The sequence below is a fragment of the Sphingopyxis indica genome (genome assembly GCF_032879645.1).
Taxonomy (GTDB): domain Bacteria; phylum Pseudomonadota; class Alphaproteobacteria; order Sphingomonadales; family Sphingomonadaceae; genus Sphingopyxis; species Sphingopyxis indica.
In genome coordinates, this window is record NZ_CP076395.1 from 227,142 (window position 1) to 254,121 (window position 26,980).

General features: G+C 66.9%; 19 protein-coding genes and 1 tRNA gene. 8 read left to right on the plus strand and 12 right to left on the minus strand.

The genetic code is table 11. The features are described from left to right. Positions 1–245 precede the first annotated feature (245 nt). Positions 246–398 carry a type II toxin -antitoxin system TacA 1-like antitoxin gene (locus tag KNJ79_RS21585; protein WP_084490764.1) on the plus strand — a complete coding sequence of 51 codons (153 nt, stop codon included), beginning with the start codon at positions 246–248 and terminating at the stop codon, positions 396–398. 328 nt (positions 399–726) lie between these two features. On the opposite strand, the gene KNJ79_RS21590 is transcribed toward KNJ79_RS21585, so the two are convergent. Further along, positions 727–801: transfer RNA gene (locus tag KNJ79_RS21590), tRNA-Gly, on the minus strand. A 251-nt stretch (positions 802–1,052) separates the two neighbouring features. Here KNJ79_RS21590 and KNJ79_RS21595 point away from each other — a divergent pair. Further along, positions 1,053–1,964: a tetratricopeptide repeat protein gene (locus tag KNJ79_RS21595; RefSeq protein ID WP_317153984.1), complete on the plus strand. Its 912-nt coding sequence runs from the start codon at positions 1,053–1,055 to the stop codon at positions 1,962–1,964. 13 nt (positions 1,965–1,977) lie between these two features. Then, positions 1,978–2,628: an LON peptidase substrate-binding domain-containing protein gene (locus tag KNJ79_RS21600; protein ID WP_089215975.1), complete on the plus strand. Its 651-nt coding sequence runs from the start codon at positions 1,978–1,980 to the stop codon at positions 2,626–2,628. Between the two features lie 183 nt (positions 2,629–2,811). Here KNJ79_RS21600 and KNJ79_RS21605 read toward each other — a convergent pair whose 3' ends face one another. Then, positions 2,812–3,486, minus strand: a complete 675-nt coding sequence (locus KNJ79_RS21605) for a sigma factor (RefSeq protein WP_317153985.1) — start codon at positions 3,484–3,486, stop codon at positions 2,812–2,814. A gap of 108 nt (positions 3,487–3,594) precedes the next feature. After that, a complete protein-coding gene (locus tag KNJ79_RS21610; protein ID WP_317153986.1) occupies positions 3,595–4,824 on the minus strand; it encodes an FAD-dependent monooxygenase in 1,230 nt (409 codons plus the stop codon). A gap of 250 nt (positions 4,825–5,074) precedes the next feature. Between KNJ79_RS21610 and KNJ79_RS21615 the strand changes: the two genes are divergently transcribed. From KNJ79_RS21615 to ribA, 4 genes are all read left to right on the plus strand, one after another. Further along, a complete protein-coding gene (locus tag KNJ79_RS21615; RefSeq protein ID WP_317153987.1) occupies positions 5,075–7,393 on the plus strand; it encodes an FtsK/SpoIIIE family DNA translocase in 2,319 nt (772 codons plus the stop codon). A gap of 201 nt (positions 7,394–7,594) precedes the next feature. Beyond that, the gene (locus KNJ79_RS21620; RefSeq protein ID WP_317153988.1) at positions 7,595–8,236 is read left to right on the plus strand and encodes a LolA family protein; all 642 of its coding nucleotides are present in this window, start codon (positions 7,595–7,597) and stop codon (positions 8,234–8,236) included. A 494-nt stretch (positions 8,237–8,730) separates the two neighbouring features. Further along, positions 8,731–9,525, plus strand: coding sequence for an exodeoxyribonuclease III (locus tag KNJ79_RS21625; RefSeq protein ID WP_317153989.1), 795 nt, complete (start codon positions 8,731–8,733; stop codon positions 9,523–9,525). Next, positions 9,522–10,589: a GTP cyclohydrolase II gene (gene ribA, locus KNJ79_RS21630; RefSeq protein ID WP_317153990.1), complete on the plus strand. Its 1,068-nt coding sequence runs from the start codon at positions 9,522–9,524 to the stop codon at positions 10,587–10,589. Before KNJ79_RS21625 ends, ribA begins: the two co-directional genes overlap by 4 nt. Before the next feature lie 103 nt (positions 10,590–10,692). On the opposite strand, the gene KNJ79_RS21635 is transcribed toward ribA, so the two are convergent. The 4 genes from KNJ79_RS21635 to KNJ79_RS21650 all read right to left on the minus strand — a co-directional run bounded on the left by KNJ79_RS21635 (position 10,693) and on the right by KNJ79_RS21650 (position 14,447). Continuing rightward, the gene (locus tag KNJ79_RS21635; RefSeq protein WP_089215981.1) at positions 10,693–11,499 is read right to left on the minus strand and encodes a LytR/AlgR family response regulator transcription factor; all 807 of its coding nucleotides are present in this window, start codon (positions 11,497–11,499) and stop codon (positions 10,693–10,695) included. After that, complete coding sequence (locus KNJ79_RS21640) at positions 11,496–12,620, minus strand: sensor histidine kinase (RefSeq protein ID WP_089215982.1); 1,125 nt, start codon at positions 12,618–12,620, stop codon at positions 11,496–11,498. The genes KNJ79_RS21635 and KNJ79_RS21640 overlap by 4 nt, the downstream gene beginning before the upstream one ends. A 61-nt stretch (positions 12,621–12,681) precedes the next feature. Continuing rightward, the gene (locus KNJ79_RS21645; protein ID WP_089215983.1) at positions 12,682–13,200 is read right to left on the minus strand and encodes a winged helix-turn-helix transcriptional regulator; all 519 of its coding nucleotides are present in this window, start codon (positions 13,198–13,200) and stop codon (positions 12,682–12,684) included. 53 nt (positions 13,201–13,253) lie between these two features. Then, positions 13,254–14,447: a glycosyltransferase gene (locus KNJ79_RS21650; protein WP_317153991.1), complete on the minus strand. Its 1,194-nt coding sequence runs from the start codon at positions 14,445–14,447 to the stop codon at positions 13,254–13,256. A gap of 198 nt (positions 14,448–14,645) precedes the next feature. Here KNJ79_RS21650 and KNJ79_RS21655 point away from each other — a divergent pair, with 198 nt between their 5' ends. After that, complete coding sequence (locus KNJ79_RS21655) at positions 14,646–16,739, plus strand: RelA/SpoT family protein (protein ID WP_317153992.1); 2,094 nt, start codon at positions 14,646–14,648, stop codon at positions 16,737–16,739. A 178-nt stretch (positions 16,740–16,917) separates the two neighbouring features. Here KNJ79_RS21655 and KNJ79_RS21660 read toward each other — a convergent pair whose 3' ends face one another. From KNJ79_RS21660 to KNJ79_RS21680, 5 genes are read right to left on the minus strand one after another with little or no spacing between them, the layout of a single operon-like run. Next, the gene (locus tag KNJ79_RS21660) at positions 16,918–17,214 is read right to left on the minus strand and encodes a hypothetical protein (protein ID WP_317153993.1); all 297 of its coding nucleotides are present in this window, start codon (positions 17,212–17,214) and stop codon (positions 16,918–16,920) included. A gap of 58 nt (positions 17,215–17,272) precedes the next feature. Continuing rightward, on the minus strand, positions 17,273–21,508 hold the full coding sequence (locus tag KNJ79_RS21665) for a hypothetical protein (RefSeq protein WP_317153994.1): 4,236 nt from the start codon (positions 21,506–21,508) through the stop codon (positions 17,273–17,275). 2 nt (positions 21,509–21,510) lie between these two features. Further along, the gene (locus KNJ79_RS21670; protein WP_317153995.1) at positions 21,511–23,421 is read right to left on the minus strand and encodes a hypothetical protein; all 1,911 of its coding nucleotides are present in this window, start codon (positions 23,419–23,421) and stop codon (positions 21,511–21,513) included. A 3-nt stretch (positions 23,422–23,424) separates the two neighbouring features. After that, the gene (locus KNJ79_RS21675) at positions 23,425–25,533 is read right to left on the minus strand and encodes a heme-binding protein (RefSeq protein ID WP_317153996.1); all 2,109 of its coding nucleotides are present in this window, start codon (positions 25,531–25,533) and stop codon (positions 23,425–23,427) included. Further along, positions 25,533–26,972, minus strand: coding sequence for a multiheme c-type cytochrome (locus KNJ79_RS21680; RefSeq protein ID WP_317153997.1), 1,440 nt, complete (start codon positions 26,970–26,972; stop codon positions 25,533–25,535). Before KNJ79_RS21680 ends, KNJ79_RS21675 begins: the two co-directional genes overlap by 1 nt. Positions 26,973–26,980 lie beyond the last annotated feature (8 nt).

Here is a 26,980-nt window from a genome sequence, read left to right on the forward strand (position 1 = left end):
AGCAGCTCTCTTAGCCGTATGAGCAGAATGAGCACGCAGAGCCAATTGGCGTTATGACAAGTCAGATACGTATGCCGGGACAGCCTGATGAATAAAGGGCGGGTTTTGAGGGGCCGGTTCGAGCGGTCGGATGTCGGCTCTGTCGGCGGACGCTGACCTTCTGGTCATACAAGCCGCCAGCCGCGCTTGAAAAATTCCATTGATTGACGGAAATTCTGACTGACGCATAATTTGAGACTGCTGAGATGACGTATAGCCGACGCCCCGATTATGAGGAATCGATCATCCTGTCCGAGCAGGATCGCGCGGTCTTCCTAAATGTGCTCGCAAGACCGGGCGCACCAAACAAGCGCCTCCGGCGAGCTTTCGCTGAGCATAGGCGCCGGGTTGTGTCGTGAAAGGTCGATCAGCCACGCCCACGCTACCTCTGGTTGGTGGCCCTGCACCGCGGTTGCGATCACGCCTGCAATCCAAGTGGACGCTGCAACGGCCAGATCCAGAGAACGTGTGGCTGGAGTTCCTACTCGCTCACGCAATCAAGCGTCGGGCTGTGCTCAACGATGACACAAAATCGATAGCATCATATTCGCCGAACATATCCGTTGGTGCGTTGCAGCACACCTCCTCGTGCTTCCCCCCTGCTTCCCCGGACTTTATGGAGGGCGCGGGGAAGCAAAAAATGGCGCCGAGGCGCCGCCATAAGTTATTGAATTATAAGAGGAAAACTGGAGCGGGCGAAGGGATTCGAACCCTCGACCCCAACCTTGGCAAGGTTGTGCTCTACCCCTGAGCTACGCCCGCTCTGGCGGCTGGCGACCGTGGGTGCCAGCGGGTGAGGCGGGCGATTAGCACCGGCTTTTGGAGTCGGCAAGCCCCCAATATCGCTTTTCTGCGCGATTGTCCTCGCGGGGTTGGCATCGGCGTGGCAAATCCCACATAAGCGGCTGGACCGAGTCTTTTTCGCCGAGGCGGAAGGTGGCTCCCGGACGCCTCCCCGGCGAAGGGCGGCGTGCCGGTGCCGGACGCGAACACAGGAAACAGGAGCACAGGACGTGGCCACATTGGGGCTGAACCCGCAGGAAAAGGAAGCCGTCGAGGCCTTCCGCCGCGACGTCGTCGAACCGTCGATGACGAAACTCGTGATCCTCGATTTCTGGGCCGAATGGTGCGGGCCGTGCAAGCAGCTCGCGCCCGTGCTCGAAAAGATCGCGGCCGACTATGCCGACAAGGGCGTCGTGCTCGCGAAGGTCGACGTCGACGCGAACGGCTTCATCGCCAGCCAGTTTCAGGTCCAGTCGATCCCGACCGTCTATGCGATCTTTCAGGGCCAGCCGGTCGCGAACCTGACCAACGCGCGCAGCGAAAGCCAGTTGAAGGCGATCCTCGACCAGCTGCTCGCGCAGCTGCCGGTCGAGAGCGAGGCGAAGGATCTTGCGGTCGAGATCGCGCCGCTGATCGAGATGGGCGAAGCGGTGCTCGCCGAGGGCGACGGCGCACGCGCCGCGGGCATTTTCACGCAGATTCTCGACATGGCGCCCGACAATGCCGCGGCGCACGGCGGGCTGGTGCGCGCATTGCTCGCTGCGGGCGAGGCCGATGCCGCGCAGGCGGCGCTCGACGCGGTGCCCGCCGAAATCGCGAACGACCCGGCAATCGCGCAGGCGAAGAGCGCGCTCGCGCTCGCCGCCGATGCGCCGGGCGAAGGCGAACTCGCCGCGCTCGAAGCCGCGGTCGCGGCCGACGCGAACGACCCGCAGGCGCGCTTCGACCTTGCGGTCGCACAGATCGGCGCGGGCCGGCGCGACGCCGCGGCCGACAATCTGCTCCGCATCGTCGAGGCCGACCGCGACTGGAACGAGGGCGCGGCGCGCGCCAAGCTGCTCGAACTGTTCGAGGCGGTCGGGCTCGAGGACCCGTGGGTTGCGGCGCAGCGCCGCCGCCTGTCGTTGATCCTGTTCGGGTGAGGCATTGCGGCCCGTGGGAACCGATGCGCCTTTGACCATTCAGCGGATCGCGATCTTTCCGCTTCCCGGCGCGGTGCTGTTCCCGGGGCTGCACCTGCCGCTCCATATTTTCGAGCCGCGCTATACGGCGATGGTGCAGGAGGTGCTCGCGCGCGACCGGCAGATCGGGATGATCCAGCCGCGCCAGATCGCCGGCGAAGAGGATCGCGAACCCCCCGCGCTCTACGACGTCGGCTGCGTCGGGCGGATCGTCGATGTCGAAGCGCTCGACGAAGGGCGCTTCAACCTCGTGCTCGAAGGGGTTGCGCGCTTTCGCGTGCGGCGCGAACTCGACGTCACCACCCCTTTCCGCCAGGTCGAGGCCGAAATCGAGCCCGAGACCGACGCGGATGCGGTGCTGTCGAGCATCGAGCGCGCGAGCGTCGAGCGCGAAGCGAAGCGCTTCGCGGCGCGGCAGGGCTATGTCGTCGATTGGGAGTCGGTCGGCCAGCTCGACGACGAAACGCTGATCAACGGCATCGCGCAGGTCGCGCCCTTCGACGCCGCGGCGAAGCAGGCGCTGCTCGAAACGCGCTCGATCGACGCGCGCGCCGAGCTGGTCGTGCAGATGATGCAATTCTTCGGCCGCTTCGACAGCGACGACGGCCGCGCGACGTTGCAATAGGACCGCCGGTCAGATCAGTGGTCTTTTCCGCAAGAGTGGGAAGCCTGCGCCACGCCGCCCTGGAAACGCGCCTTTCTTTGTGCCTTCGTGTCTTTGTGCGCGAAAAAATATTTCACACAAAGGCACGAAGTCACAAAGGAGGCACATTTTGTACGACCGCTCTTGTTCCCGAAGGAATCCAGCCTAGTGCGCCGTCGTCCCCGCGTGCCGCGCGATGTCGGCGAGCGCGCGGCGGACGATATGGCGGTCGGCCTCGCACAACCGCGCCGCGACCGCCTCGACGTCGAGGAGCTGGTGGCGGACGAACGCGCCCTCGGTGGCAAGCCTGCTGTGGCGGCCCTCCCTGTCTGTCGAGCGAATGGTCGCGCCGCGCCGCGCCGCCCATTCGGCGATCAGCCGATCGGCGCAGCGCGCGGCGAGGCGATCCGACGCCCGCGCCTCGGTTGCGGCCAGCGCCTCGGGATCGGCAAGCCACTCGTCGGCCCCTGCGTCGCATAGGGCATCGAGCGACACCGGCGCGCCGCGCGCCGCGCCGCCGTGGAGCTTTTGAGCGAGCGCCTGCAATTCGGCGCGGATCTGCCAGTTCATGAAGGTCGTGAAGCGCGCGCGCGACGCGTCATAGCGCTCGGCGGCGCGGTGGAGCGCGATCGCGCCGGCCTGCCCGGCATCGTCGAGATGGTCCGACAAGCCGTAGCGGCGCGCGAAATAGCGGATGGTGGGTGCGGCGAGCTCAGCGAGGCGGGCGAAAGCGCGGTCGGCGCGTGCGCTGGCCCTTGCACCGGGTTTCGCCTCTTGCGCGGTGCGCGCTTCGAGCAATTCGGTCACCGCCTCTTCGAGGGCGTCGCTCCGTGCGGACATGGTCCCGTCCCTTCGTAACGCGGCGCCGGGGCCGCATCGAAGCGATAGGATGCGGGGCTTAGCGAGACCCGCAATCTGCACTAGGTAGGATTACGTAGGACCCGCGCCCTATATCTCTGCGCCCGCGAGCAGCCGGGGCAGGTCGCCGGCTTCGCCGCGTGCCTCGTCCATGAAGAAGCGCTTGAGCGCCGGCATCCGCTGCACCGCGCCGAGCCCCGCGCGGCGCACCGCCGACGCGGTGCGGCCGGGAATGCCGAACAGGCGGGTGAGGCCGTCGGTCGCCAGACTGACCATCAGATTGTCGAGCCCGCGCCAGCGCTGGTAGCGCGCGAGCAGCGCGGCGTCGCCGAGATCGAGCCCGAGCCGGGCACCCTCGACCAGCACTTCGGTGAGCGCCGCGACGTCGCGCAGGCCGAGGTTGAGGCCCTGTCCGGCGATGGGATGAATGCCGTGCGCGGCATCGCCGACGAGCGCGACCCGGTCGCCGACGATCTGTGCGCTGTGATGAAAGCCGAGCGGATAGGTCATGCGCGGCGCGACCAGCTGCATCGCGCCGAGCACCCCGCCGGCGCGCTTTTCGAGCTCGGCGGTGAAGCCGCGCATCCCGAGCTTGGCAAAGCCCGGGCCGTCCTTTTCGGACACCGTCCACACAAAGGCCGAGCGATGACGCCCCGCCTCGTCGTCGACGAGCGGGAGCAGCGCGAACGGCCCCGACGGGAAGAAGATTTCGTGCGCGACATGGCCGTGCGGCCGCTCGTGCGCGACCGCGCCGATCATCGCATGATGACGATAGGACCAGTTGGCGATCGCGAACCCCATCGCTTCGCGCGTCGGCGAGCCGCGCCCCTCGGCGACGATCAGCAGCGGCGCCGCGAGCACCGTCCCGCCGGCGAGGGTCAGCGTGACCCTATGCGCGTCGATGTCGCGCCGGGCGACCTTCGCGGGCATGCACAGCCGCACGAGCGGCGCGTCCGCTACCGCGGCGGCGAGCGCGAGGCGAAGCTGGCGGTTCTCGACCATCGTGCCGAGCGCGGGCGCATCGTCGGCGGCGGCGAAATCGAGTTCGCCAGACTGGCCGCCGTCGCTGACCTTGATCGCGCGGATCGGGCAGCCCTGCGGCGCGAGGCGCTCGGCCAGCCCGATGACGCCGAACATCTGCCACACCGCGCTCGCGATCGCCGAGGCGCGGCCGTCGAAGCCTGGGGCGATGGCCCGCGTCGGATCGGCGGGATCGACGATCAGGCTCGACAACCCATGATGCGCGAGCGCCAGCGCCAGCGTCTGGCCGACGAGGCCGCCACCCGAAATCAGGACATCGCTGCGCAGCGTTTCGCTCATGATGCCGCTCTAGTCTGCCGCGCGGCGCGTGGAAAGGGCTTCGCGTAGCCGCGCCGTGAGCGCAGCGATGCCACGGCGACCTCAGCGGTGGTGAACCGCCGTTCCCCATCTTCGTTATAAGACGCAGAATCTCGCCTATCGGTCGCGTCCCGGTATCCGCTCTGCTCATGGAAGGACGGGGTCCGCTTGACGGCGAGTCCGGCGCGTGCGCATATCGGGGCGCATAATCAGTGAAGGACCGGGTTTTCGCATGGCAAGTCGCAAGACCGCGACCGCAAAGGCCGATTGGCGCACCGTTTTCCGCCAGAGCATCGCGCGATCGCTGGTGATCGCCGCGGCGGCGGCGCTCGGCCTGTTCACGCTGTTTCTGACGCTCGCCCTGCTGACCCACGACGGCAATGACGCGGCGATCCACACCGCGGCGGGCGGGCGTCCGTCGAACTGGATGGGGGCGAGCGGTGCCTGGTTTGCCGACCTGGGGCTGTTCGTCGGCGGGGTGCCGGTCGTGCTGCTGCTGCCGCTGCTCGGGGTTTTCGCGTGGCGGCTGTGGGCGGGCGAACCGCAGCCCTATTGGAAGCGCCAGCTGATCGCGATGCTTGTCGCGATCACGCTTGCCGGACTGGGTGCGCAGCTCTGGGCGCCCGACAGCGACGCGCCGCTCCCCGCCGGCTGGGGCGGCATCGTGCCGCTGATCCTCGGCAACGCCATCGCGCCCTTGTTCGACCGGGCGGGCGAGCCCGCCGCCGCGCTGCTGCGCATCGGCGCGATCCTGCTGCTCGTCGGGGGCGGGCTGTGGCTCGCCTTGCGCGCACTGCGGCTCGAACCCGGCTGGCATCGCCGCTTCAAGCTGCCCGCGCGCGAGACGCGGCGCGTCATCGCCGCGAGCCCCGCCGCGCCCGCCGATACCGATGAGCGCGCCCCGACGCTGATCGACCGCGTGACGCGCCCGCGCCCGCGTGCCGAGCCGAGCGATCGCGCGCCGCCCGAAATCGCCGATCCGGTGCAGCGCACGGCGCCGTCGAAGCCCCGCCCCAAGCCGCAAAGCGAGCTGTTCACCCATTATCAGCTGCCCTCGATCGACCTCTTGAACCCGCCGGTCGAAACGCCCGCGGGACAGATCGACAAGGCGGGGCTCGAACGCAACGCGCGCCTGCTCGAATCGGTGCTCGAGGATTTTCAGGTCAAGGGCGTGATCACCGCGGTGCGGCCCGGCCCCGTCGTCACCATGTACGAACTCGAGCCCGCGCCGGGAACCAAGGCGAGCCGCGTCTCGAACCTCGCCGACGACATCGCGCGCAACATGTCGGCGCTCTCGGCGCGCATCGCGCCGATTCCGGGCCGCACCGTGATCGGCATCGAACTGCCCAACGCGCAGCGCGAGCCCGTGGTGCTGCACGAAATGATCGGCAGCCAGCTGTTCCAGGACCAGACCGGCGCGCTGCCGATCATCCTCGGCAAGAATATCAGCGGCGATCCGGTCATCGCCGACCTTGCGCCGATGCCGCACCTGCTGATCGCGGGCACCACCGGCTCGGGCAAGTCGGTGGGTCTCAATGCGATGATCCTCTCGCTCCTCTATCGCCTCGGCCCCGACCAGGTGAAGATGATCATGATCGACCCCAAGATGCTCGAACTCAGCGTCTATGACGGCATCCCGCACCTGCTCGCGCCCGTGGTCACCGAGCCGAAGAAGGCGGTGCGGTCGCTGAAATGGGCGGTCGAACAGATGGAGGACCGCTACCGGATGATGTCGTCGCTGTCGGTCCGCAACCTCGCGGGCTACAACGACAAGGTGCGCGGCGCGCTCGCCAAGGGCAAGTCGCTCGGCCGCCGCGTCCAGACCGGCTATGATCCCGAGACCGGCCAGCCGGTCTATGAGGAGGAGACGCTCGACTATCAGCCGCTGCCGCAGATCGTCGTCGTCGTCGACGAGCTCGCCGACCTGATGATGACCGCGGGCAAGGAGGTCGAATTCCTGATCCAGCGCCTCGCGCAAAAGGCGCGTGCGGCGGGCATCCACCTGATCCTTGCGACGCAGCGCCCCTCGGTCGACGTCATCACCGGCGTCATCAAGGCGAATTTGCCGACGCGCATCAGCTTTCACGTCACCTCGAAGATCGACAGCCGCACGATCCTCGGCGAAGGCGGCGCCGAACAGCTGCTCGGCAAGGGCGACATGCTCTATGTCCCGGGCGGCAAGCAGATCACGCGCATCCACGGCCCCTTCGTGTCCGACGACGAGGTACGCAAGGTCGCCGATCACTGGCGCACCCAGGGCCAGCCCGACTATGTCGAGAGCGTCACCGAAGAGCCCGAGGACGGCGGCTTCGCGATGGAAGGCGCGCCCGCGGGCGGCGACAGCGCCGAGGACCGCATGTATGCCAAGGCGTGCCAGATCGTCGCCGAAAGCCAGAAAGCCTCGACGAGCTGGCTGCAACGGCAATTGCGGATCGGCTATAACAGCGCCGCGCGCCTGATCGAGCGGATGGAGGACGAGGGGCTGGTGAGCCCGCCCAACCATGTCGGCCGCCGCGACGTGCTGACCGACCAATATGGCCAGCCGCGGTGACGGGGCCTTTGGGGCCGGACGACAAGGCGCAACGCCTCTTTCCTCGTCATCCCGGCGCAGGCCGGGATCCCGCCGTTGCACCATGAAGCGGGGGTGAGATCCCGGCCTGCGCCGGGATGACGGAGAGATGAAACGCCAGTTCAGGACGCGTTCAACGCTCGCTTGCGATGAATGAACCGACGAAAGAAGAATGAGAGCCAGATGAGTTTCAACCAGACCCTAACCCGCGCCGCGGCGTGGGCGCTCGCGCCGCTCGCCGCGGCGGGCGCCGCGCTCGCCGCGCCCGCAACCGCGCAGACCTCGAACACGCTCGCCGCGGTGCAGGCGCATCTGCGCTCGACCAGCTCGATGGTCGCCGACTTTGTGCAGACCGACCGCAACGGCCAGCGCCTTTCGGGCACGCTGACGCTCAAGCGCCCGGGCAAGATCCGCTTCCAATATCAAAAGGGCGTGCCGCTCCTCATCGTCGGCGACGGCAGCCGGCTGACGCTGATCGACTATGAGGTGAAGCAGGTGCAGAGCTGGCCGGTGAAGAATTCGCCGCTCGGCGTGCTGCTCGACCCCGAGCGCGACATTTCGCGCTACGCAAAGCTGATCCCCACCGGCAGCGACGATGTGCTGAGCGTCGAGGTCAAGGACCCGAAGCGCCCCGAATATGGCACGATCACGATGGTCTTCGTCCGCGACGCGTCGGCGCCCGCCGGGCTGCGGCTGCGCGGCTGGGTTGCGCTCGATTCGCAGAACAACCGGACGCGGATCGACCTTTCGAGCCAGAAATTCAACGTGCCGGTCGCCGATTCGACCTTCCGCTGGACCGACCCGCGGCCCAAGACGCGCCGCTGAGTTTTTCGCGCCATCATCGCGCCGTTGCGGCCCGCCTTCCCAAGTGGGATGGCGGGCCGTTCTTCGACGAACGGCATTGCAGCGCGGACGAACGACATGTTGCCCCGCGATGGCACGTTTTTGTTCAGCTTGGCGACAGGGAATATCGCCTATTCCAACCCTCGAAGGTGCCGACACGGCCCCCGGATTTGGGTTTCCCCCTGTTGCCCCACCGGGCTGCCAGGCACCTTCTTTCAAGAGCGTGACGAACGCTGACCTTGAGCCCCCGTTCCACCGCCCCTGGGACGGGGGTTTATGATTCGGGCGATCCGACCGACCATGAACCGTCGCCCCAGCGAAAGCTGGGGCCGTCGTCCTCTTGTCGCAGCGCTGGAAGAACAGGCCGATAGCGGCCCCAGCTTTCGCTGGGGCGACGGCCGGTATCGTCCGCTTCCCGCCATTCTCCCACGGCAGCGCCATTGCGAAGGCCGGCGGCCGCCGATAGAGCCATTGCCATGACACGCACCAGCATCGCTTCGTGGAACATCAACAGCGTCCGCGCCCGCATCGGCATCGTCGAGAAATTTCTGCGCGAAGAGGCGCCCGACATCCTGTGCCTGCAGGAAACCAAGGTCGAATGCGGGCTTTTCCCGAAAAAGATGTTCGAGGACCTGGGCTATACCCACATCGTCACTAACGGCCAGCGCATGCACCATGGCGTCGCGATCGTCAGCCGGCTGCCGCTTGCCGAGGTGCGCAAATATGACTGGCAGGCGAATGGCGAGGCGCGGCATATCGGGGTGACGCTGCCCTCGGGCGTGCGGCTCGACAATGTCTATATTCCCGCAGGCGGCGACATTCCCGACCGCGACCTCAATCCCAAATTCGGGCAGAAGCTCGATTTCCTCGGCCGCATGACCGAATGGTCGCGCGCGCTCAATGGCACGCCGACGGTGCTGACGGGCGATTTCAACGTCGCGCCGCTCGAAAGCGACGTGTGGAATCACAAGGCGCTGCTCGACGTCGTCAGCCACACGCCCATCGAGGTCGAAACGCTCGCGAAATTGCAGGCGGCGTCGGACTGGGTCGACCTCGGCCGCCATTTCGTCGCCGCACCCGAACCGCTCTATACCTGGTGGAGTTACCGTGCGAAGGACTGGCTCGCGTCGAACCGAGGCCGCCGGCTCGACCATATGTGGGTGACCCCCGACCTTCACGAGCGCGCGCACGCGCACCGCGTCGTCCAGCCCGCGCGCGGCTGGGAACGCCCGTCGGATCATATCCCGCTGGTGACGGAGTTCACCTTTTGAGCGAGGCGCCGAGCGATCCCGCGGCGCGGCGTGCCGCGCGCGCGATCGACGCGCTGCGGCGCGGCTGGGCGCTGCGCATTACCGGCGCCGACGGCGCGCTCGACCTGATCGCGGTCGAAAGCGCGCGCGACGCGGCGCTCGCCGGTTTCGCGAGCGGCGACGTTCTGCTCTCGGGCGAGCGCGCGGTGACGCTCAAGCTCACCAACCAGCGCCCCGCAGCCACGCCGGGGCCGGTGCGAATCGCGGGCACGGCGGAGAGCGTCGCGGCGGCGCTTGCGATCGCCGACCCCGCGCTCGATCTCGCCAATCCGCTCAAGGGCCCATTCCGCACCGTCGCGACCGGCGGCGAGGCGGCGGCCGCCGCCGCGATGACGATGGCGCGCCACGCGGGGCTGCTCCCCGCCTTTTTCGTGCGCGACGCGGAGGGCGAGGCCGAGACCGAATGTTCGGTGGGCGACGTCGCGGCATTGCTCGACCCCACGCGGCTCGAAATCGCGGCGCGCGCCCGGCTGCCCGTCGAAGCGAGCGAAAGCGCCGAGATCGTCGCCTTCCGCTCGCCCGAGGAGGCGTCGGACCATGTCGCGCTGCTGATCGGCAAGCGCGACGCGAACCCGCCCGTCGTGCGGTTGCACAGCGAATGCCTGACCGGCGACGTGCTCGGCAGCCTCAAATGCGATTGCGGGCCGCAGCTCCATGCCGCGCTTCACGCGATGGCCGGCGCGCCGTGGGGGGTGCTGCTCTATCTGAGGCAAGAGGGGCGCGGGATCGGCCTCGTCAACAAGCTGCGCGCCTATGCGCTGCAGGATCAGGGCTATGACACGGTCGATGCCAATTTGCGCCTCGGTTTTCCGGTCGAGGCGCGCGATTTCGCGATCGCCGCACGGATGCTCGAGCTGCTCCACGTCCCGCGCATCCGGTTGATGACCAACAACCCCGAAAAGGTCGCGCGGCTGGAAAAGGAGGGCGTCGAAGTGGTCGAGCGCTTACCGCTCGCGCTGCCGGCCAATCCGCACAACGAACGCTATCTCGCGACGAAGCGCGACCGGACGGGGCATCAGCTCTGACCGCGAGGTCGCTATTTCGACTCGCACAAAGGCACGAAGCCACAAAGACCATACCCCACCGTTTGGGGAATCTTTGTGGCTTCGTGCCTTTGTGCGAGTCAATTCAATGCACGAACCTTGCCACCACGTCGCGGTAGCTGCGGCTGACCTTCACCTGCGCGCCCGATCCGAGGACGAGGAAGCATTCGCCATTGGTGTGCGGCTTGACCTGCTTGACCTGCGACAGATTGACGATCGTCGAGCGGTGGACGCGCTGGAAATTCCGCGGGTCGAGCCGCTTTTCCAGATCCTTCATCGTCTCGCGCAGGATCAGGCTGTTGTCGGCGGTATAGATGCACATATAGTCGCCCGCGGCGTCGATGCGTTCGATGCTGTCGACGTCGACGCGGAAGATCTGGCCGCGATCCTTGATGTTGATCATCTTTTCATAGCGCTCGGCCGCCGGCGCCTCGGCGGCATGTTCGCTGTCATATTCCTCGACCGCTTCGGGCGCGACTTCGGCAAGCACATTTTTGAGCCGCTCGACCTCGGCCGCGCCGCGCTTTTCGGTGAGGCGCTGGCGCACCCGGTCGAGCGCGTCGGCGAGCCGTTCGGGCTCGACCGGCTTGACCAGATAATCGACCGCCTGCGCTTCGAAGGCGCGGATGGCATGGTCGGAGTAAGCGGTGACGAAGACGACGAGCGGCGGCTCGACCTCCATCAACCCCTGAATCACCGAAAATCCGTCGAATCCGGGCATCTGGATGTCGAGGAAGACGAGGTCGGGCTTGTGCGTCTTGATCTTGCGGATGGCCTCGCGGCCGTTCTGGGCGGTGTCGACCACTTCGACATCGGGATGCGCTTCGAGCCGCAATTGCAGGCCCTGGGTCGCCAATTTCTCATCATCCACCAGGATGGTTCTGATCGTCATGTTTGTCCGGTTCCAATCCTTGCTTGTCCATCGGGTTGAAACGGAAACTCGATCGTGACCGTGAAGCCGCCGTTCGCACCCGCCTGCGCCTCGAAACGCTGCTGATCGCCAAAAGCCTGGGCCAGCCGGTCTCGGATGTTTGCTAAACCCACGCCGGTCGATTCCGTTGCATGCCCCGTCGTGGGGTCGGGGCTGCCCGCTGGCAATCCCGTGCCGGTGTCGGTCACGACAATCCGAACCTTTTCACCGGCCAGCTGTGCCGAAATGGTGATATCGGCACCTTCTTCCTGCGGGGTGACGGCGTATTTGATCGCATTTTCTATGAGCGGCTGGAGCAAGAGCGACGGCAGGCGCGCGCGCGATACGGCGGGGTCGATCGCGAAATGCGGGCGCAGCCGGTCCTCGAAACGCATTTTCTCGATGTCGAGATAGAGCTTCAGCGTCTCGATCTCCTGCGCCAGCGTCACGCGTGCGGTCGGCTCGTTGGCGAGCGTGTAGCGCAGGAAGGCCGACAGGCGCGAGAGCATCGCGTTCGCAGGCTCGGACTGCTTGAGCAGTACCAGCGTCGAAATGCTGTTCAGCGTGTTGAACAGGAAGTGCGGGTTGAGCTGGTAGCGCAGCATCGCGAGCTGCGCCGACGCCGCCTGCGCCTCGAGCCGCAACATGCGGTCATTCTGTTCCTCGAGCTGGAGGAAATAGTTGATCGCATAATAGAGCGCCGACCAGGCGCCGAGCGAGGTCGCGTCGACATAGACGAGCGCGAGGAGCAGCCCGGTGAAGCCCGATTCGCTGTCGGGCTTCAATATCTGCAGGAACCAGGCGTCGATGAAGGCCCAGATCGCGGTTGCGGTCGCGAGCAGGCCGAAGCTCGCACCCCACATCAGGATCGGGCGGCGGTTGATCAACGCGCGATAGCAGACCGAAAGCAGCAGGCTGAGCGAAAAGCCGGTGATCGCCGAGACGAGCACGGGCAACAGGAAGTCGAAGCTCTGCCCGCCGGCGAGCCCCGACACGCCGCGCAGCCCGAGCCACGCGATCCATCCGGCGATCTGGAGGTTCCAGAAGGCGCGGACCTTGTTGCCGAAGAAAGGCCCCGGCGAGGAAAGACCGAAAAGCGGCATCGAGGGGGTCTGGCTCGCTATATTCGCTGTCCCGGCGCGGCGCGCCGGTCCTCGCGCGGCATCATTCGGCGGCGACCGGCGCCGCGTGCGTGTCGCTGCGCTGGCGCGCCTGCCCGAGCGGCTGCAATTCGGAGCGATGCTTCCACATCAGCTCGCCATAGCCGAGCGCGCGGCCGTCGTGCGCGGTGATCGTCACGGGTCCAATCGGCTGCTCGTCGCGCGCATCGACGAGCACGGGGGTCGAGGGGACGCCTGCGCCCCACTTCTCGCCCCATTGGCGAAGCGCGATCATCGCGGGAAGCAGTTCGATGCCCTTCTGCGTGAGCTGATAGCGCACCTTGCGGCGATCCTCGGCCATCACCTCGCGCGCCATGATGCCATGATCGACGAGCCGCGACAGCCGGTTCGACAGGATGTTGCGCGCGATGCTTAGCTCCTGCTGGAACTCTTCGAAATGATGGACGCCGTTGAAGGCGGCGCGCAGGATCATGAACGACCAGCGCTCGCCCATCGCTTCGAGCGCGAGCGGCAGCGCGCAGCTTCCATTCAGGTCGTTGAGCGGTTCGCGTAGCTTGTCCATCCCCAAGCACTAACCCATTATGCGGGGCAAAGCCAAATTTTTTGGCATATTGGTCATGGGCGCGCGCGCATCGCGGCAAGCCGCGTTTCGAGCAGGCGAAGCTGGCTGTCGCGGGTCAGCGCCGCGGGTATTTCGCGACGCGTCGCGATGCCGCGATCCGCGAGACGGCTTAGAAAGGCCGCGATCTCGGCCTCGTCGGTCGTCGCGATGCCCAGTTCGTGGCGCGCGACCAGCCGCCCCGAATCCGAACCGGGGTTCGCCAGCGCGATGATCGGACGCCCAGACCCCGCATATTCGAACAGCTTGCCGGGCAGCAGCGTGTCCTCCCAGGCGTCGGTGCCGACGACCAGGATCGCGGCGTCCGCCTGCGCCTGGGCGGCGAGCGCTTCGCCGCGCGCGACGCGCCCGCGGTCGGCAATCGCAAGGCGCGGGAAATCGTGTGCGATCTGGCGAACGACCTCGGGCTCGGAGCCGTAGAAGTCGATCGCGACGGGGAGCCCGAGGCTGTCGGCGGCGCGCAGCAGCGGCGTCACGTCGCGGCGATCGCCATAGAGGATGCCGGTATAGACGAGCCGCAGCCGGCCGGGATCGCGGCGATGGGGCGGCGCGGCCTCGCCCGGATCGACCCCGTTCATCACCGTAAGCAGCCGGTCGGCGAGCTCGGGGTAATTTGCGGCATATTGCGCGGTCATCCCGTCGCTCACCGCGACCACCAGATCGGCGGCGCCAAGCATCGCCCGCTCGTGCCGGGGTTCGAGGGGCTTGTAGAGGCGCGCCGACCATTTGTAGGGATTATGCGCCCATATGTCGCGATTGTCGGCGACGAACAGCGCCCCGCTCGCCCGCGCCACCGCACGCGCGGCGCCATGCACCGAAAAGGGCAGCGCGGTCGAGAGGACAATGTCGGGCGCCCCCTCCTTGCCGATCGTCGCCAGCGCGCAGCGCCGCATCGCGCGCGCGACGGGCCAGACATGATCGGGCCAGGACAAGAGGCGCACCGCGGTGCTCAGCCGCTGGGCGAGCGCGCCGCGGTCGGCGCGAAAGCTCGACAGCCGGGTGAGCCAGCCGTCGCGCACATAATCGACCTCGAAGCCCGAAAGATCGGCGGCAAAGGTCGGCGGCACCGCCTCGCTCGCCCCCGCGACGACGCTCACCTTCCAGCCGCGCGCGGCGAAATAGCGCGCCATCGCGGCCGGACGCGACGAGCCGATCGCGTTGGCCGGCGGGAACCAATAGGCGAAGATCATCAGATGCGGACGCGCTCCCCCACGCCCCGGCACTGCAGGCAAAGCCGTCGAATCGAGAGCATCGGTCCCCATCGCTCCCGGTCGTAGAGGGCGCGGGGAATGCTTCCAACAGGCTTTACCAAAGTTGCTAACCTCCCCTGCGCCGGCGCACATAACTTTCGCGTTGCAATTATTGCACCGGAACCGACATTAGGAGCGATGCTGAGGCAATATGAACTTGTCGAGCGCGTGCGCGCCTATGATCCCGACGTCGACGAGGGATTGCTCAATCGCGCCTATGTCTTCACCGTCCAGAAGCACGGCAGCCAGAAGCGCGCCTCGGGCGACCCCTATTTCAGTCATCCGGTCGAAGTCGCGGGGATTTTGACCGATCTTCACCTCGACAGCGAAACGATCGTCACCGCGCTGCTCCACGATACGCTCGAGGACACGCTGACCACGCCCGAGGAGATCGAGCGATTGTTCGGCAGCGACGTCGGCCGGCTCGTCGACGGGGTGACCAAGCTTTCGAAGATCGAGGCGCAGACCGAGAATGAGCGCGCGGCGGAAAATCTGCGCAAATTCCTGCTCGCCATGTCGGACGACATCCGCGTGCTGCTGGTCAAGCTCGCCGACCGGCTGCACAATATGCGCACGCTGCACTTCATCCAGAATCCCGACAAGCGCCGCCGCATCGCCAAGGAGACGATGGACATCTATGCCCCGCTCGCCGAGCGGATCGGCATGTATGAATATATGCGCGAGATGCAGCTGCTCGCCTTTCGCGAGCTCGAACCGGAGGCCTATGCGACGATCACCGGCCGCCTCGCCAAGCTGACCGCGGGGGGCAAGGACAAGGTCGCCGCGATCAGCCGCGAGTTCAAGGAGCTGCTCGCCGAGGCGGGAATCGACGCCGAGGTGTCGGGACGCGAAAAACATCCCTATTCGATCTGGCGCAAGATGCAGGAGCGCCACGTCAGCTTCGAGCAGGTGACCGACATCATCGCCTTTCGGGTGATCACCCCGACCGAGGCCGACTGCTATGCGGCGCTGGGGGTGCTCCACCGCAAGTGGAAAATGGTGCCCGGGCGCTTCAAGGACTATATCTCGACGCCCAAGCGCAACGGTTACAAGTCGCTGCACACGACGATCATGCACAACCAGAATATGCGGATCGAAATCCAGATCCGCAGCCGCGCAATGCACGAACAGTCCGAATTCGGCTTCGCCGCGCACTGGGCCTACAAGCAGGGCGGCAGCACCCCCGACGGGCAGGCGGGGTGGATCCGCGACCTGATCGAAATCCTCGAACAGACGCACGACCCCGACGAGCTGCTCGAAAATACGCGCATCGCGATGTATCAGGACCGCATCTTCGCCTTCACGCCGAAGGGGGTGCTGCACCAGCTGCCCAAGGGCGCGACGCCGATCGACTTCGCCTATGCCGTCCATACCGGCCTCGGCGATCGCACGGTGGGGGCAAAGGTCAACGGGCGGCTCGTGCCGCTGCGCACTCAGCTCGCGAACGGCGACACGGTCGAAATATTGTCGTCGGACAAGCAGACGCCGCAACCGGCATGGCTCGGCTTCGCAGTGACGGGCAAGGCGCGCGCCGCGATCCGCCGCCATGTGCGCTCGAAGGAAAAGGTCGAGCTCGCGGCGCTCGGGCGCAAGATGTATGACGAGATCGTCGCGCGCCTGCCGGGGCGGATCGGCGACAAGGCGCGCGCCGCGGCGATCGAGCGGCTCAAGCTCGACGACGATACCGCGCTCTATGTCGCGATCGGCAAGCGCCAGCTTTCCGACGATGCGGTGATGGAGGCGCTCGTCCCCGGCATCACCGCCGAGAAGAAGTCGAAGCCGGGCAAGCTCAGGCAGGGCGCGGCGGTGTCGATCGAGGGGCTGACCCCCGGCGTCGCCTACAAGCTCGCCGACTGCTGCCACCCCGTTCCCGGCGACCGCATCGTCGGCCTCGCGCGCGAGGGCGAGGGGATCGAGGTGCATGTGATCGACTGCCCCAGCCTCGCCGACGGCATCGACGCCGACTGGATCGACCTGCGCTGGCAGGAGGACAGCGAGGGCGGCAATGCGCGGCTGTGCGTCGTGATCCGCAACGAACCCGGCACGCTCGCCGAAATGTCGGGCATCCTCGCCGCCAATTCGGCGAACATCACCAATTTGCGCCTGTCGAACCGCGAGGGCGAGTTCCACACCTATGACATCGTCGTCGAGGTGCGCGACGTCCACCATCTGATGCGCATCCTGTCGGCGCTCCGCGCGTCGGACACGGTGGTGCAGGCCGAGCGGCTTTAGGTGGAATAGCGATGCTCCCTTTCGGAATAGTGAGCGGCCCTCTAGAGCAAATTGCGCGAAATCTGAATCATCCGCATCCCCGAGCGAAGACGAGGGGCTCGTTCGAGCGGAGCGAGAACCGCAGCGTCGCCGCCTCGTCTTCGCTCGGGGAGACGGTGCAGATTTCCGGCACGATGCTCTAGTCGCGATCGAAGAAGAGCGATCGAAGCCACTTACCAGCAAAATATCCCGCGACCGCGCCAACGCTGGGCCAAAGAGGCCCAAATACGAAATCGAGCGCGCTGGTTGATCTCAAGTTGTCGGGATGTTCGCTTTGCCACCAGCTGACAAAGAAGGCCATGGCGACAGGAACCGCCAGTAAGGCAACACACCCGACTTTCGGGCGAGGCAATAGCACGCCGGTCAAAAGGCCGACCGCTGCACCTAAAGCGAGCGCACCTTCGATGGTTAGAAGCAGGTTCTCAATATGTGTCATTAGTAATGAATAGCTGACTTTCCGATGTCCGCAACCGGTCGGACCCGGACATTCGCCATCAATTTTCGTAGAGAAGCGGCGGCCGCCAGCTCTTATCGTCCGCCGCGTCGCTGACCTTGTAGACCAGCCCCTTGCTGTTCAGGAACAGTCTCTCCATCTCGCTGCGCGTGAAGGGGCGCGATCCGATGCGGCCGAAGATCGCCACCTGCCCGCCGGTTTCGTCGACCGCGCGGTCGCGGTCGAGCCCCTTCGACAGCGACAGCGCCGGCGCGGGGGTCTTCGCCCACGCGATCAGCTCGGGCGCCGGCCGGGGCGAAAAGCCATAGAGGCCCGGATTGTCGGGGCTGGTGAGCTGGAGCACCTTGATGCCGTTCCTCCCGTCAGCGACATAGGCGAAGAGCGAGGCGTTGGTCGTCCCGACGATCACATCCTCGGCGTCGGTCATCGCGCCGCCAAAGGTCAGCGGCGGCCACGCCGCCGGCGCCGCGGGCCGGGTGATGTCGACGATCACCAGCCCGTCGGCCTTGGCCGCGACATACATATAGGTGCGCGCGAGATAGAGTTTGCGCGCGTCGGCGAGCCGCACCGTGCCCGCGGGCACCGGCACCGGCCGGTCCATATGGGTGATGTCGAACAGCTTCACCCCCTCGGCGTCGGTGACCCAGAGGTAGCGGAACTGCACCGCGCTCGCGCGCGCGTCGGTCAGCGGCAGCTCGGCCGTGATCTTCGGTTCGAGGGGGACCGACAGGTCGACGACGATCAGGCCGCTGGCGGCGGTTATATAGGCATAATTGCCCGCGAGGGTTATGTGCCGCGCCCCGGCGAGCGCATTGCCGGGGTTCCAGGTCAGCGCGCGGCGGAGCTTGTTGTTGCGAAACTCGCCGTCGGCCATCGTGTCGATGTCGACGAGGATCAGCCCCTCGACGCTGTCGGTGATTACCGCATAGCGATAGATGGGCGCGAGCGCCTGTTCGTGATTTTCGGGGAAATTCCGACGGATATAGTCGTTGCGCGCGACGCTGATCGGCTGGGTGGTGCCGATCGCCATGCACGTCGCATCGGCCGTCTTTACATGCGTGTCGTGACCGAGCGGCGAGAAGGGCGCGCGGACGATGCGTTCGGAAAAGCCCTTGTTGCCGATCGAGGCGATGTCATAGACGCGGAAACCGCCCTTGCCTTCGGCGACGAACATATATTCGCCGCGCTGCTGGAGGCAGTTCACCCGGCCGCTCGTGTCCTGGACGATATTGGCGAATTCCTCGAGCGAATGGCTTTCGCCCGACCCCTTCTTGTCGAAGGCCTTGCCGCGCACCCAGTTTTTGAGTTCGCGGTGATTCTGTTCGACGTGGAGGCGCCAATAGTCGGGATAGGCATATTTCTGCAGATAGCTGCCGATCACCGCCTGCGGCTCGTCCCATTCGGTGACGCGCGTCGCCTGAAAACCCTCCTCGAGCCCCGACCAGAGGTTCAGCCCGACGAAATTGACGAAATTGGTGCCCATCAACAGCAGCTGCGACATGATCGCATTATTGTCGTCGGCGGCCGACAGGTGACAGTCGGTGCATTGCTTGGTTTCCTGCAAGCGCACCGTATGCGGGAAATGCGGCGCAAAGGCCTGGCTCGAAAAGCCTGCGGCGGAGATCGGCGGCTGCTGCACATAGATGCGTTCGCGGTTGATGTTCGTCGATGACAGGATCAGCGCCGAAGAAGATCGGATCGGCGCGATGATGCCGCGCGGATTGCCGTCCGCGTCGGGCTCGCCGGGCTTGGTGAGTTGGTGCCGGCCGAGCTGGAACATCTCGTCGCGCGCGACCTGCGGGTTATAGGTCGCGAAGTTGCGCGTCTCCTCGCCCTCGAAATGGTGCATGCTGGTCTTCCAGTTCGCCTCGATCGGCAAGTGACAGCCGCCGCAGCTCGTCGTCCACGACAAATGGCAGGTGAAGCAGGCCATGCGGTCGTCGCCGTGCGCGCGGTCCGATTTCGCCACCCCCGGCCCCCAGCCGAAGCTGCCGTCGTCGGCGCCCGAGCGCGACATCAGCTTCGCGCGCGCCGCCTTGGCGTTGAAATGCGGCCCCGGCGTCACCGACTGCTTGACCAGGCTGACCTGCCATTCGAGCTTCGGATCGACGATCGAGCGCTGAATGAGGCCGGTGATCTCGCCATCGTCGCCATATTGGAATTCGAAGCGCCGCCGCCCGTCGGGGTTGCGCAGCAGCGCGAGGTTGGTCCCCTGCGGCCGCGCCGCGACGTTCGAGGTGAGGAGGTTCGGATACGCATCGGCCGTGCCGTGGCAGTCCTTGCACGCGATCTCGACCGCGTTCGCGACCTCGCCCTGGATATAGCCGTTACCGTGCGCGTCCTGCGCATAGTGGCAGTCGGCGCACTGCATCCCCTTTTCGGCGTGGATGTCCATCATGTGGACCGCCTTGCCGGGGTTGATCCCCGGCGGCACGAACTTGCCCTCGACCCCCGGCTTTGCGGGATCGGCGCTCGCGAGGCACAGCTCGCGCTGCTGGGCGTCGCTATAGCTTGCGCAGCTCTTGCGCCATTTCTCGGGGTCCTTGGGATCGACGATATGCGCGGTGTCGGTGCCATAGGTCGACATATTGCCGCCCTTGTCGAGCAGATTGCCGTTGCGGTCGCGCTTGAAGATGCCGCGGAAGTTCCAGCCGTGGCCGTGATAGTCGGCGAACTGGGTGTCCTTGTTGCTGTCGTTGACGTCATAGACGTCGCGCAGGAATTCGACGTCCGCCCACAACCCGCGCGGGCTCGCGCCCTCGGGATTGCGTTCGAGCACTTCGTGAACCTCGGCGGCGCTCGGATAGCGCTGCTGCTTGTAGGTCCGTTCATACTCCTCGTCGCTCATCCCCGGCGGGCGCGGCGCGCTGTTCTCCGGCCCGGGCCACATCTGCGGCGCGTCCGATTCATAGTCCCACATCGTGTAGCCGAGGTACGAGTTCAGGAAGATGTTCGGCTGGTGCATGTGGCAGGTCATGCACTGCGCCGTCGGAATCGCGCGGGTGAAGGCGTGGGTGATCGGATGCCCCGATTCGCCGCGCGCCGGATCGTCGGCGTGGTCGGGGTCGATCAGTGCGCCATGCCCTTCGCCGTGCCCTTCGCTGCCCCCGTGTGCGCGCTTGCCCGCGATCGTCGGGTCGATCGTCGCGCTCTGGCCGTCGCGGCCAAAGCCGGCATAGAGCAGGCTGTGCCGCGGCTCGCGGTCGTTGGCATAGACGACGTGGCACCCCGCGCAGCCCGACTGGCGATAGTCGCCGGGCTGGTCGTTGGTGCCCATGAACCACATATAGGGGTCGTTGAGGCGCGTCTTGTGGATGTTGAGGATCGCGATCGCGATGCGCAGCCCGGTGCCCGGACCGCGGTTCGATTGCTTGAGGTCGGGGCGGCCGGGTTCCTCGAGCCGCTGGATGCTCCCCGTCGGGTTCGGCAGGCCGATTTCGGGGAATTGCGAATTGATATTGCGCCCGCCGCGCTCGAACACGCGGAACACGTCGCTCGGCGGCACGACGTTCCAGCGCGGCAGCGGATAGAGCCGCGCCAGCGCCCCGCGCTTCGTCTCGCTGCCGGTCAATATCTTGTCCGACGGAAAAGCGGGCTTGCACGCCTCCTTATACTCCTCGGCGGTGAGCCGCGACGAGGGCGACAGGACGCACGCAGCCTCGCCGGTGCGCGTATAGGCTTCGCCGAAGATCGACGTTTTGAACGGGACGATGCCGTTGTTATAGGCGGCGCCCGCCCAGAACATCGCCGCGGTCGACATCAGCGAGCGCTCGGCCGCCTCGATGGTCTCGAGGTGGCACGCGCCGCACGCCTCGCGCGCGACGCGATAGTCGCTCGGGTTGACGAAGCGGATATATTCGGGCGCCTCCTTGTTGAGCAGGGTGTAGCTGCGCTCCGGGTTCGCCGAGCTGTCGTGCCACGCGCCGGGCAGCGTCGGCTGCGGATGCGCGCGCTTCATCACCGCCAGGTTGCGCGGGTCGTCATAGCCGAGCTTCGGATCGCCGACCTCAGCCGCATCGCCGCCATGGCAATCGGTGCAGCCCAAACGCACCGCCGGGGTCGCGTGCATCGTCGGGCGGTCGGTGCGGACGTGGCAGCTGTAACAGCCCTCCGACTTCGCCATCATCTCGGCCTCGCTCTGCTCGCGCGGTGCGGGCGGGGTGAAGCGATAGTCGACCTTTATGGGCTTTTCCTCTTCGGAGGCGCGGCCCATCGGCGCGCCGAAGGCCAGCGACACGGCCATGAAGACGAAGAGGGCGAGGAGCTTGCGGGTCATGGCTAGAAACTCAGGATCGCATTGGCGAGGATCGAGACATAGACGGTGTCGCGGCTCTTGTTTTCGAACAGGTCCTTGAACCCCTTGCCCGGCACGAGCAGCGCCGCGCTCAACCGCCCGACGATATTCTGCGTCGCCTTCGGCCGCCAGATGCCCGCGAGCGACAGGTCCCAGCCGATATCGCTGGGGATCGCCCCCTCGCTGCGCAGGACTTGCAGCGTCGCCGTATTTTCGAACCACAGATGGTTGGCGTTGCCGCTCACCCGCACTTCGGGCGACAGGTCGAAATCGGCGCCGGCGCCGAGCAGGATCGTGCCCGGATTGTTGAAGTTCGACTGCCCCTCTTCCTTCGACGAGCGCAGCGAGTTGAGGATGCCGTTACGGCCATTGATCGAAATCACGCGCCCGCCGCCGGCGAAGGGGATCGTCTGGCGGATCCAGTAGCTCGTGTCGGCGCCGGCGAAGATGGGGTTCTCGAAGATCGCGTCGAAGCCGCCCTCGGTGCCGTTATAGGGGTCACCGTCGCCGGTCGCGTAGAGCCCCGACAGGCGAAAGCGCATCCAGTCGTGATCGTAGCTGAGCTCGGCGGCGGCGAACCCGGCGCGGATCTTCGCGGGCTCGCCGGTGAAGATGCTGCTGCGGTCCTCGCCGAGCGCGGCGTAAAAACTCGCGGTGACGTTGATCCGCCCGATCCGCCCGTCGGCGCTATAGCCCAGATAGACCGCGTCATAGTCGCGCCCGCGCAAATTCCCGAGCAGCGCCGGGCGCACCGGGAAGCCGTTATGGTCGATCTGAATGTCGCCCTTTTCGCGGTTGATGTTCCATGTTGCCGAGAGCTGGCTGGTCAGCCCGACGAAGGGGAAGTCCTGGCGATAGACGTTGGCGGTCAGGATATAATCGTCGCGCGGGCTCTGGGTGACGTCGTTGAGGCCGCTGTTCGTGTCCTTCTCGAGCCGCCAGAAGGCCGCAAGATTATATTGGAAGCGATTGTTGTCGCGATTGCCGAACAGGCGAATGCCGAGCTGGCTGTCGTTGAACAGGAAGCCGCGGAAGTCGCTCTGGAACGGCTGGATGCCGACGCGGATCGAATGGAAGTCGTATCGGTCGCTGTCGTTGCCGAGATGCTTGTCGATAAAGGCTTCCTGCACCCCCAGAAAGCTGTCGTACCGATGGCTTTTCTTCGACGGGCGCACGTCGAGGACGCGGCGTTCGGGCACGTCGACATAGTTCAGATTATAGGCGAGCGTCAGGCGATATTCGACATCGGGCGGTTTGAACGCGGTGTTGCCCTTGATCAGCGCGACCCCGCCGATGAAGGTCTGCGCCGCGACAAAGCTGCGGTTCCTGCCGAACACGTCGAGGCTGCCGGGACGCTCGGTCGTCTGCACGCCGACCGGAATCGGAAAGGTGCGCGGTTCGAACACGCTGTCCGAAATCGCGTTCAAGACGAAGAACCAGTCGTCGCCCTCGATCGGCAGCCACGGCACCTTCGCCCGGTCGATCGGCCGGTCGCCCTTCAGCGTGTTCTGGTGATAGGGGTCGAACCAGCGTTCCTTGACCACGCCGAGCGTCTCGATCAGCCGCCAGCGGTCGGGAAGGGGAAGCTGGTCCTCGATTCCCGGAAAGGCCTCCGGCGGCGGGGGGCGCAGCGCCCCCTGATTGTCCTGGCTCAGCGGCTCGGGAAGCTCGGGATTGTAGCCCGGGCGGCGGCGGCCCTCGATCAGCTGGCCGACGAGATCCTCGCCCACCATCTCCTGCCAACGGGCCGGCGGCGGGGGCGGGGTAAGCTCGTCGAGCGGCGGTTCTCCGACAGGCTGTTCGGCGGCGGGCGGATCCGAAGGCGGGGCGCTCGCGGGCACTCCTTGCGCCGCGAGGCTCGCGATGACCGGCCAAAGGCTGCCCCCAGCCATCATCCGCTAAAGCCCGTCGCAGACATTCTGCTGCGCCGTGTCGAGGAAGGGTGCAAAGGGACAATTGATATAGCGCAGCCGCACCGTCGCGCCGTCGGCCAGCCGCACGACGATCCGGTCGGCGCGGATCGCCGCCGGGGCATTGCCGATGCCGCCGACGCGCGCGCCGGCGTTATGCAGCCCCAGAAAGCTGATCATATCGTCCTGGTCGATGCCGTCGCCCGACACGCCGATGCCGCCGACGAGCCGGTCGCCGCGATAGACGGGGACCGATCCCGGAAAGATCTGGATGCCGTTCTGCAGCCGGTTCTGCCCCGCCGCGACATCGGGCAGCGTCGTGCAGCGCTGCGGTGTATCGGTCGCGCTCGCGCCCGACACATAGGCAAGATGCGCGCCCAGATTGCCGATGATCAGCGCCGATTGCAGCCCGGTCGAGAAGGGATTGAACTGCGCGATCGGCCGCGACAGCGGGCCGTTCGGCCGCCCGACCTCGCCGTCGGGAAAATAGGGCCGCGAGAGGTTGCCGCCCGACCGGTCGGCAAAGGCGAAGCTGCCGGTCAGCGCCGACGGGTCGCCGAGGAAGCTGCGCACCGCTGGGACGAACTGGCGCACGTCGGCGCTCGCGTTCGCCGACAGCTCGGCCCCCGCCTGCGTCCCCGAAAAATAGGCCGCGGTGCGCGCCTTTTGCAGCGACACGTCGGTGCCGAAGATCGGCGCATCGGGCGAGCGGACAATGCCGAGCACCGCGCCGTTCGTGTCGACGACGCTGATCGACACCTGCGCGCGGCTGTCGAGCGGGCGGCGGATCTGCGCGCGCGCGCGGCTCATCACCGCGAACGCTTCCTCGAGCAGCGCGCGCACCTCGGCGGCGGTCAGCGGCGCGCCATTGCTCGCGCCGTCGGTGCCCGCGCGGATCGGGAAGCGGTTCGCGCCGCTGCCGTCGCTCAGCACAAAGGCGTCGGGGTTCGAAAATTCGCTCAGCGTCGCGGGGCGGATGCCCGACGCTTCGCTGCCATAGGCGGTGCCCGCGATGACGGCGGCGTTGGCATAGCCTGTGACCGCGACGAGCGCCCCCGCGCTGGCGCCGAGGCTCGCGAAGCTCGCGCCGCCGCCGGTCATCAGCCCCGAATAGGTCGCGTCGGAAAAGCGCAGGCTCGTTCCGTCGACGGTGATCTTGTCGGCGGTGATGCTCGCGGGCGCCTCGAAGCCGCGGGTGCCGGAAAGCGCGATAAATTCCTCGGCGTCGCTGTCGGTGTCGAGGATGTCCGGATCGCTGCCGTAATCGCCGTCGCCCATCACGCCGATGCCGCCGACGAGCACGCCATTCTTGTAAAGCGGCAGTCCGCCCGGATCGGCGGCGAGGCCGAGCGGCGAACGTTTCGGTCCGATCAGCGCCGCACTGCCGGCGCCGCCGAAGCGCGCCGCAAGGTCGCTGCACGGCAGCTGGCTGAACTGCACCCCGAACAGCGGCCCGCTTTCGAGCCCCGCGGTGGTCGGCGCGGGCGGGAAATGCTCCTGCACGATCTGGCTCGCGGTGCGCGTCGAAAAGGCGTTGCCGCCGCTCGAGAGGTAGGCGCCGGTCACCGCCTTGGCGATCGCGCCGGCTTCGGCGGGGAGGCTGACGTTCTGCGCGTCGATATTGTCGCCGTTCGGCGCCGCCGAAGTCGCCGCGGTCGCGCGCGCGCCGGTCATTCGATAGACGGCGAGGACATTGCCGACGCGGTCGGTCACCGCGATCACCGACGGCAGGCTGCGCGCCTGCGCTTCGGCGATCGCATTGGCGAGGATCTGCTGCACCTCGGCGATGCTCAGCGCCGCGGCGGCGGGCGGGGTATAGACGCCGCTGGGCGTGGGGGTCGGCGCGGGAGCCGGAGCGGGACTCGGCGCCGGCGTGCCGCCGCCGTCCCCGCCGCCGCACGAGGCGAGCAGCAGCGCGCCGAGTGCGGTGAAGGCCGTCGAACGAAACAGCGCGGTGCGCCCACTCGACCCCGTATCCCCGAGCGAAGACGAGGGGCATTGCCGAGCGAAGTCGAGGCGCGGTGCGGGTTCTCGCTCCGCTCGAACGAGCCCCTCGTCTTCGCTCGGGGATACGGGTGGAATTGGAGAGCGCGCCATCACCGCAGCGCCTGAATCGCGCGCACCGCGCGGCCGAGCGCGGCCTGGAAATCGGCGGGGCGATAGGCGTTCGGATCCTTCACCGCGGCATAGGCGCGGTCGATGTCGGCGCGGATGCCCGCCGCGGCGCCGACCGTGATCCGCCCCGACGCCACCATCGCACCGAGCAGCGTGTCGATCCCCATCACCGCCTGCGACGATCCGGCATAGTCGGTGAAGCGCGCACCCACCGACTTCGCCGCGATCGCGTCAACGAGCGCGAAGGTGTCGGTGCCCGAAAAACCGCGCGACGCGAAGGCAGCCTTCAATGCCGAGACGGTCTCACCCAGCCGCGCCGCCGCCGTGACCGCGCTCACCCGGTCGGTCGCGATGGCGCGGTGAAAGGCCGCCGAGCGCGCCGCGAGCTGCTCGGCGAGCGCGGGCGAGGCGAGCCGCGACGCTGCCGACAGCATGATCAGATTCTCGTCATTATAGGGCGGCATGCCTTCGGGGACGCCCGGGCGGCCGGGGTTGGCCATGCTCGTCTTCACCGGCTTCGCCTGGTCATAGATGCGGCGGTGGCAGCTGTGGCAGTCTAGAAACACGAATTCGGGGAACATCCCCTCGGTCCCGCGCTTCGACCGGAAAAGCGCAAGGCTGCGTTCGAGCGCGGTTGCCTGCCCCACCGCCCACATCTGGACATGGTCGGTGCGCGCAGCGGGGGCGCCGAATTTGCGCCAGCCATAGTCGGCGTCTTCGCTATGATGCGCCTGCAGTGCCGAAAAAAGGTCGAGCTCGAACGAGATGCGCGGATGCCCAGCCGCCATGATGCGGTGGGTGACGAACTGGCCCTCGCCCGCCGCGCCGAAATGGCAATCGACACAGACGCCCGCGCGCACCACCGGGTCCTCGAGCTTGCGCAACCCCGCGCGCAGGTTCGCGAGATGCTTTTCGCGCATTTCGGCGCCCGGATCGGCGGTGGTGCCGACGCCGGCATAATGGCTCGCGATCCAGCCGCCCGCGGGGCCGTGGCACGATTCGCACGTCACCCCGTCGGCGAGCGGCGCGGTGCCGCGGCTCGCCGCGGCGTCGCTGTGGCACCCGAGACACATGCCCGCGCGGCTGGGGTCGCCGATGCCGAGATTCGCCGCGATGAAGCGGCTGCGGCTGTTCGACAGCACCGCCCAGGCGCGGCTGTGCGCACCGCCGGGGGTCGAGGGTTCCTGCCATAATTTGAGCTCGTCCTGACGCACGACGGTGCCGTCGGCCTCCATCCGGCCGTGACAGGTCGATCCGGCGCACGACGCGACGCCGAGGAAGCGGCCGCCGCTTTCGCTTTGCGAGCGCGCCGGCGGGGCGGCGAGCGTCGCGGCGAGGGCGAGCATCGCTAGGACGCCCGCAAAAACGGCGAGCGCTGCCCATCGTCTTTCGCCGCGCTCGGCGGCCACGTGCATCGTCATCCCGTGAA

What these genes read in the sequence shown, in the direction of transcription:
- KNJ79_RS21585 (WP_084490764.1), top strand. Translation starts at nt 246, where the DNA reads ATGACGTATAGCCGACGCCCCGATTATGAGGAATCGATCATCCTGTCC.
- KNJ79_RS21605 (WP_317153985.1), bottom strand. Translation starts at nt 3,486, where the DNA reads ATGTCCGCACGGAGCGACGCCCTCGAAGAGGCGGTGACCGAATTGCTC.
- KNJ79_RS21610 (WP_317153986.1), bottom strand. Translation starts at nt 4,824, where the DNA reads ATGAGCGAAACGCTGCGCAGCGATGTCCTGATTTCGGGTGGCGGCCTC.
- KNJ79_RS21615 (WP_317153987.1), top strand. Translation starts at nt 5,075, where the DNA reads ATGGCAAGTCGCAAGACCGCGACCGCAAAGGCCGATTGGCGCACCGTT.
- KNJ79_RS21620 (WP_317153988.1), top strand. Translation starts at nt 7,595, where the DNA reads ATGAGTTTCAACCAGACCCTAACCCGCGCCGCGGCGTGGGCGCTCGCG.
- KNJ79_RS21625 (WP_317153989.1), top strand. Translation starts at nt 8,731, where the DNA reads ATGACACGCACCAGCATCGCTTCGTGGAACATCAACAGCGTCCGCGCC.
- KNJ79_RS21635 (WP_089215981.1), bottom strand. Translation starts at nt 11,499, where the DNA reads ATGACGATCAGAACCATCCTGGTGGATGATGAGAAATTGGCGACCCAG.
- KNJ79_RS21640 (WP_089215982.1), bottom strand. Translation starts at nt 12,620, where the DNA reads ATGCCGCTTTTCGGTCTTTCCTCGCCGGGGCCTTTCTTCGGCAACAAG.
- KNJ79_RS21645 (WP_089215983.1), bottom strand. Translation starts at nt 13,200, where the DNA reads ATGGACAAGCTACGCGAACCGCTCAACGACCTGAATGGAAGCTGCGCG.
- KNJ79_RS21650 (WP_317153991.1), bottom strand. Translation starts at nt 14,447, where the DNA reads ATGATCTTCGCCTATTGGTTCCCGCCGGCCAACGCGATCGGCTCGTCG.
- KNJ79_RS21655 (WP_317153992.1), top strand. Translation starts at nt 14,646, where the DNA reads ATGCTGAGGCAATATGAACTTGTCGAGCGCGTGCGCGCCTATGATCCC.
- KNJ79_RS21660 (WP_317153993.1), bottom strand. Translation starts at nt 17,214, where the DNA reads ATGACACATATTGAGAACCTGCTTCTAACCATCGAAGGTGCGCTCGCT.
- KNJ79_RS21665 (WP_317153994.1), bottom strand. Translation starts at nt 21,508, where the DNA reads ATGACCCGCAAGCTCCTCGCCCTCTTCGTCTTCATGGCCGTGTCGCTG.
- KNJ79_RS21670 (WP_317153995.1), bottom strand. Translation starts at nt 23,421, where the DNA reads ATGATGGCTGGGGGCAGCCTTTGGCCGGTCATCGCGAGCCTCGCGGCG.
- KNJ79_RS21675 (WP_317153996.1), bottom strand. Translation starts at nt 25,533, where the DNA reads ATGGCGCGCTCTCCAATTCCACCCGTATCCCCGAGCGAAGACGAGGGG.
- KNJ79_RS21680 (WP_317153997.1), bottom strand. Translation starts at nt 26,972, where the DNA reads ATGACGATGCACGTGGCCGCCGAGCGCGGCGAAAGACGATGGGCAGCG.